The sequence below is a fragment of the Streptomyces sp. adm13(2018) genome (assembly GCF_008042145.1).
GTDB lineage: Bacteria > Actinomycetota > Actinomycetes > Streptomycetales > Streptomycetaceae > Streptomyces.
In genome coordinates this window covers 1-621 of the sequence record NZ_RDBH01000310.1, presented here as the reverse complement: position 1 = coordinate 621, position 621 = coordinate 1, and the positions used below count along the sequence as shown (strand labels likewise).

Genomic DNA, 621 nt, shown 5'->3' with positions numbered 1-621 from the left:
GCCGAGCACGAACCAGCGCCCCCGTCGCCACATACTCCTCAGCCGTCCACTCACCCGAGCCCCCCGTGTGCCGTCGTGTCGGTCGTCCCACCGCTCTCTCACCGTAGCGGCGGCTACCGACAGTGACGCAGGCCTGTGGAGAATGGTTTCCGCCGACCCTCGGGGACACCCACCGTCCGGTCGCGGACGGGCATATGCGGACATAACCTCCCCCTTGTGACGCGAACAGCCACCCGAACCCTTCTCGCGGTACTGGTGGCGGCGTGGTGGCTCCTCGTGCCCGCCGTTCACGGTGCCCGTGCCGACGACCCGGTCGTCCTGTCCCGGGAGGGGCAGATCACCGACCGGGTGGACGCCCTCGGTGACCGCCGCGCGTCCGTCGCGCAGGCCCTCGACCGGCTCTACGACGCACACCGGGTCCAGCTCTTCGTCGTCTACGTACGGGACTTCTCGGGCCGCACGGGCCAGGAGTGGGCCGACGCCACGGCCGAGCGCAACGGCCTCGGGGCCGACGACCTGCTGCTCGCCGTCGCGACCCACGACCGCCGGTACGGCTACTCCGCCGCCCCGGACGGCCCCCTCAGCCAGACCCGGCTCGACGAGGTCGCGAGGACGGCGATC

The 621-nt window shown here is 72.1% G+C and carries 1 protein-coding gene; it reads left to right on the top strand.

The window, feature by feature from the left end:
* Positions 1–216: 216 nt before the first annotated feature.
* The coding region (locus tag EAO70_RS37005) for a TPM domain-containing protein (protein ID WP_148007151.1) at positions 217–621 on the top strand (405 nt) is incomplete at its 3' end.